We start from the raw sequence: 4,366 nt of genomic DNA, 5'->3' as shown, positions 1-4,366 counted from the left end.
GACCGCGCCCCACTGTGCTTGCTCACGTTCTGCAGCAACTCCGACACCGTGAAGTACGCGATCCCCTCGATCGCCGCCGCCGGCCGCTCCACCAGGTCCACCTCCACCTGTACGGGCACGGTGCACCGCGAGGCCACCGACGACAGGGCGGCGTCCAGCCCCCGGTCGGTCAGCACGGCCGGATGAATCCCCCGAGCCAGATCCCGCAGCTCCTGCAACGCCGTCTTCACCTCACCGTGCGCCTCGTCCACCATCCGCGCCGCCTCCCGCGGATCCTCCCGCAGCTTCTCCTTCGCCAGCCCGAGATCCATCGCCAACGCGACCAGCCGCGCCTGCGCCCCGTCGTGCAGATCCCGCTCGATACGCCGCAGGTCGGCGGCCGCCGTATCGACCACGACCCCTCGGTCGGACTCCAGCTCCACCACGCGCGACGCCAGCCGCGACGGCCCCAGCAGCCCGTGCACCATCACCCGGTCCACCGTCGTCAGCGCCCGTACGATCCACGGCGTGGCCAGCGTGATCAACAGCCCCAGCAAGGCCGTCACGGTGATCTCGAACGGGTTGTCCAGGTACACCCGGTGCCCGTCGTCGCCGTACAGCTGGAGCCCGTCCTGCCCGCCGTACAGCGGGAAGAGCCAGAACCACAGCGGGTACGTCAGCGTCGCCCAGCCGTACACCCAGAAGGTGATCGCGACGGTGAAGGAGAACACCGCCCACGGCATGTGCAGCACCGCGTACAGGACGTGCCGCCAGGACGTGCCGCTCTTGAGCACCGCGCCCATCCACGACATCGCCCCCTTGCCTCGTGGCCGCAACGGCTCCGGCGCGGCCACGTCCAGCCCGAGCAGCCCCCGCGCCCGCGCCCGCTCCACCGACCCGAGGCCGCGGCACGCCGCCAGCCCCGCCGCCAGCACCGGGACGCCGAGGAACGTCACCAGCAGGCCCGCCCCCACCGACAGCATCGTGACGGCGAAGGTGAACAGCACGATGCTGATCGGCAGGCTCAGCAGCACGTAGGCGAATTCTCGCCAGGCACGTGCCTCGACCGGCGCCCGCAGCACGGCCGGCAGCCGGTGCCGACGACGCCCCCCGGCACCGGCACCGGCCCCCGGCGCCTCACCCTGCCGCGAGCGGTCCCCGTAGTCCCCGTAGTCCCCGTAGTCCCCGTACTGCCCGTACTGCGTGGCCATCGGCGTCGTCCGTTCTGCTTGTCGCGTCCGCAGGTGTCGTCCCCTACCTCCACCCTCCTCGGCGGCGGCCCCGCGGACCATGGAGTCCGTCGGAGTCTTGGAAGGGGGGTTTTCCCTACCTCGGCACTACAGCGATACCTCGGCACTTCAGCGATCCGGTCTACAGGACCACCCCTGAGGGACCACCCCCGCGCATCCCCTACGCCGTCGGCTCCGTCCGGTCCCGCCAGGGCAACTCCGCCGTCACGGTCGTAGGCCCTCCGACCGGGGAGTCCACGACGAACACCCCGTCGACGGCGCCCAGCCGGTCCGCCAGCCCCCGCATCCCCGTGCCGCCGTCGAGCCGCGCACCGCCCCGGCCGTCGTCGCGCACCTGGATGAGCAGCCGGTCCTCCACCCGCCACACCTCCACGAACGCCGACCGCGCCCCACTGTGCTTGCTGACGTTCTGGAGCAGCTCGGAGACGGTGAAGTAGGCGATGCCCTCGATGGCCTGCGCCGGACGCGCCGGCAGATCCGCCGTCACCTGCACCGGGACCGTGCACCGCGAGGCCACCGAGGACAGCGCCGCGTCCAGCCCGCGGTCGGTCAGTACGGCCGGATGGATCCCGCGCGCCAGATCTCGCAGCTCCTGCAGTGCGAGCTTCACCTCGCCGTGCGCCTCATCGACCATCAACGAGGCCGCGTCCGGGTCCTCCAGCAGTTTCTCCTTGGCGAGGCCCAGCCCCATCGCCAGATTGACCAGCCGCGCCTGCGCACCGTCGTGCAGATCCCGCTCGATGCGCCGCAGATCGGCCGCCGCGGTGTCCACCACGACCCCCCGGTCGGACTCCAGCTCGGCGATCCGCCGCTCCAGCTCGTCGGACGGGCACAGCAGGGCCCGCACCATCGCCCGGTCCGCGTTGGTCAGCCCACGGGCCAGGAACGGCAGCACCGGCCACAGCACGAACAACGACGTCAGCGTCACCACGAAGGTGAGGATCCCCCACGGCAGCCGGATGAAGTCGTACAGCACCGTCCGCCAGGCCACCGGGTCCTTCAGCACCAGCCACATGCCCTGGAAGACATTGCCCGCCCGGCGCAACGGCAACGGGCTCGGCTCGTCGACCCGCACCGCGAGCAGCATCCGCGCCCGGCCCCGCTCGAACCGGCCGATCAGCCGCGCCCCCAGCAGCCCGAGCGCCAGCACCGGCAGCCCGACCACCGTGAGTGTCAGCGTGGCGCCGGTGAACAGCACCGTCATGACGTAGACGAATCCGACGACCGACATCGGCAGGTTCGTCAGAAGGTGTGCGATCTCCTTCCACGTCTGCGGGTCGTAGGCGAACCGGACGCGCGGCAACTGCTCGTCACGCCCCGGTGTGTCCCGTCCGGCGGAGGACTCGACGGGCACGGCGCGCGGACGCACGGCCGTGGGAGCGGGTTTGGATACGGTCATACGGGTCAGCGTGCCGCGCGAGACGCCGCCGCGCCATGGAGTTCGCCGCCAGGAGTCACGGGGGAAAACCCCACCCCCGTTGCCCCAGCTGTGACGGCCTGCTTACCGTGCCTTTATCAGGCCCTAGACTCCCGTGCGTACAGATCGTCGAACAGGCCGAGGTCGGGTCGGGGAGCGAGGGACGGACCGTGCCGCAGTCGTCGCAAGCAGCGCTGAGGGAACCGACGGTCGTCGTGGCGTCGGACTACTTCGACTCCTACGCGGTCGTCGGACTCCTCGCCGTCATCGGCGTGCTCTTCGTCGCCGTCGCGTTCGGCGCGGGCCGCCTGCTGCGCCCCGTGGTCCCGACCACCGAGAAGCTCCTGACGTACGAGTGCGGCGTCGACCCCGTCGGCGAGGGCTGGGCCCACACCCAGGTCCGCTACTACGTCTACGCCTTCCTCTACGTCATCTTCGCCGTCGACTCGATCTTCCTGTTCCCCTGGGCGACGGTCTTCGCCGCCCCCGGCTACGGCGCGGCCACGCTCGTGGAGATGTTCATCTTCCTCGGCTTTCTGGCCGTGGGCCTGCTGTACGCCTACAAGAAGGGCGTCCTGACATGGACGTGAACCCGCCCGCCCCCGAGCCGGTGCTGCTTCCCGAGCCGAAGCGGCTGGGTGCGTTGTCCCGCCTCGCCCCCGAGCCGATGAAGGTCGTCCTGAACTGGGGCCGCCGCTACTCGCTCTGGGTCTTCAACTTCGGCCTCGCCTGCTGCGCGATCGAGTTCATCGCCGCGTCGATGGCCCGCCACGACTTCATCCGCCTCGGCGTCATCCCCTTCGCGCCGGGCCCGCGCCAGGCCGACCTGATGGTCGTCTCCGGCACGGTCACGGACAAGATGGCCCCGGCCGTCAAACGCCTCTACGAACAGATGCCCGAACCGAAGTACGTCATCTCCTTCGGCGCGTGCAGCAACTGCGGCGGCCCCTACTGGGACTCCTACTCCGTCACCAAGGGCGTCGACCAGATCATCCCGGTCGACGTGTACGTCCCCGGCTGCCCGCCGCGCCCCGAGGCGCTGCTGCAGGGCATCCTCAAACTCCAGGAGAAGATCGCGCGCGAGTCGCTGGGGGAGCGCTACGCCACCGGCACCGACCGTCCCTCGGCGGCGGCCCTCCAGAGCGGCCTCGTACGCCCGCCGGCCGCGGAGGGGGGCGCCCGATGACCACCGTCGGCTGGCTGCCCGCCCCCGCCGAGGAACTCTTCGGCCCCGAGGCCACCGCCGAGGAGTCCTACGAGGTCCTGACGGTCGACGTACCGCCGCAGTCCTGGACCGCGGCCCTCCTGACCGCCCGCGACCGGCTGTCCTGCACCTACTTCGACTGGCTCAGCGCGGTCGACGAACCCGGCACCGGCTTCCGCGTCGCCGCACACGTCGTCGCGCTGACGCCGGTCCGCCGCCTGCTGGTGCGCACGACGGTCCCGCACGAGGCCCCGACCCTCGACTCCGCCGTCGACGTCTACGCGGGCGCCGCCTGGCACGAACGCGAGACCCACGAGATGTTCGGCGTCGTCTTCGCCAACCACCCGGCCCTGGACCACCTCCTCCTCCCTGAGACCTTCGAGGGCCACCCCCTCCGCAAGGACTTCGTCCTCGCCGCCCGCGTGGCCAAGGCCTGGCCCGGCGCGAAGGAACCCGGCGAGTCCGAGCACGGCGGCCCCAAGCGCCGCCAGATGCTCCCCCCCGGCGTCCCCGACC

5 protein-coding genes are annotated in these 4,366 nt (G+C 71.3%); 3 read left to right on the top strand and 2 right to left on the bottom strand.

Annotation, left to right across the window (positions count from 1 at the left end; all coding sequences use genetic code 11):
* Together BZL64_RS38260 and BZL64_RS38255 are read right to left on the bottom strand one after the other, a co-directional pair.
* Window positions 1-1,190, bottom strand: a 1,190-nt coding sequence (locus BZL64_RS38260; protein WP_086773515.1) for a sensor histidine kinase, incomplete at its 3' end; no start/stop codon positions are given.
* A 199-nt stretch (window positions 1,191-1,389) separates the two neighbouring features.
* Window positions 1,390-2,628: a sensor histidine kinase gene (locus BZL64_RS38255; protein WP_086773514.1), complete on the bottom strand. Its 1,239-nt coding sequence runs from the start codon at window positions 2,626-2,628 to the stop codon at window positions 1,390-1,392.
* Between the two features lie 212 nt (window positions 2,629-2,840).
* Here BZL64_RS38255 and BZL64_RS38250 point away from each other — a divergent pair, with 212 nt between their 5' ends.
* From BZL64_RS38250 to BZL64_RS38240, 3 genes are all read left to right on the top strand, one after another.
* Window positions 2,841-3,236 (top strand): NADH-quinone oxidoreductase subunit A, encoded by a 396-nt coding sequence (locus BZL64_RS38250; RefSeq protein WP_086773516.1) that lies wholly within the window; start codon window positions 2,841-2,843, stop codon window positions 3,234-3,236.
* Window positions 3,227-3,832 (top strand): NADH-quinone oxidoreductase subunit B, encoded by a 606-nt coding sequence (locus tag BZL64_RS38245; protein WP_086773513.1) that lies wholly within the window; start codon window positions 3,227-3,229, stop codon window positions 3,830-3,832. The genes BZL64_RS38250 and BZL64_RS38245 overlap by 10 nt, the downstream gene beginning before the upstream one ends.
* Window positions 3,829-4,366: NADH-quinone oxidoreductase subunit C (locus BZL64_RS38240; RefSeq protein ID WP_143663467.1), on the top strand; the 538-nt coding region annotated here is incomplete at its 3' end. The genes BZL64_RS38245 and BZL64_RS38240, both read left to right, overlap by 4 nt.

This window comes from Streptomyces bobili (assembly GCF_002154575.1).
Lineage (GTDB): Bacteria > Actinomycetota > Actinomycetes > Streptomycetales > Streptomycetaceae > Streptomyces > Streptomyces bobili.
This window is presented reverse-complemented; position numbering and strand designations above follow the sequence as displayed.

Coding starts and splice junctions, on each gene's coding strand:
- BZL64_RS38245 (WP_086773513.1), top strand. CDS start 3,227: ATGGACGTGAACCCGCCCGCCCCCGAGCCGGTGCTGCTTCCCGAGCCG.
- BZL64_RS38255 (WP_086773514.1), bottom strand. CDS start 2,628: ATGACCGTATCCAAACCCGCTCCCACGGCCGTGCGTCCGCGCGCCGTG.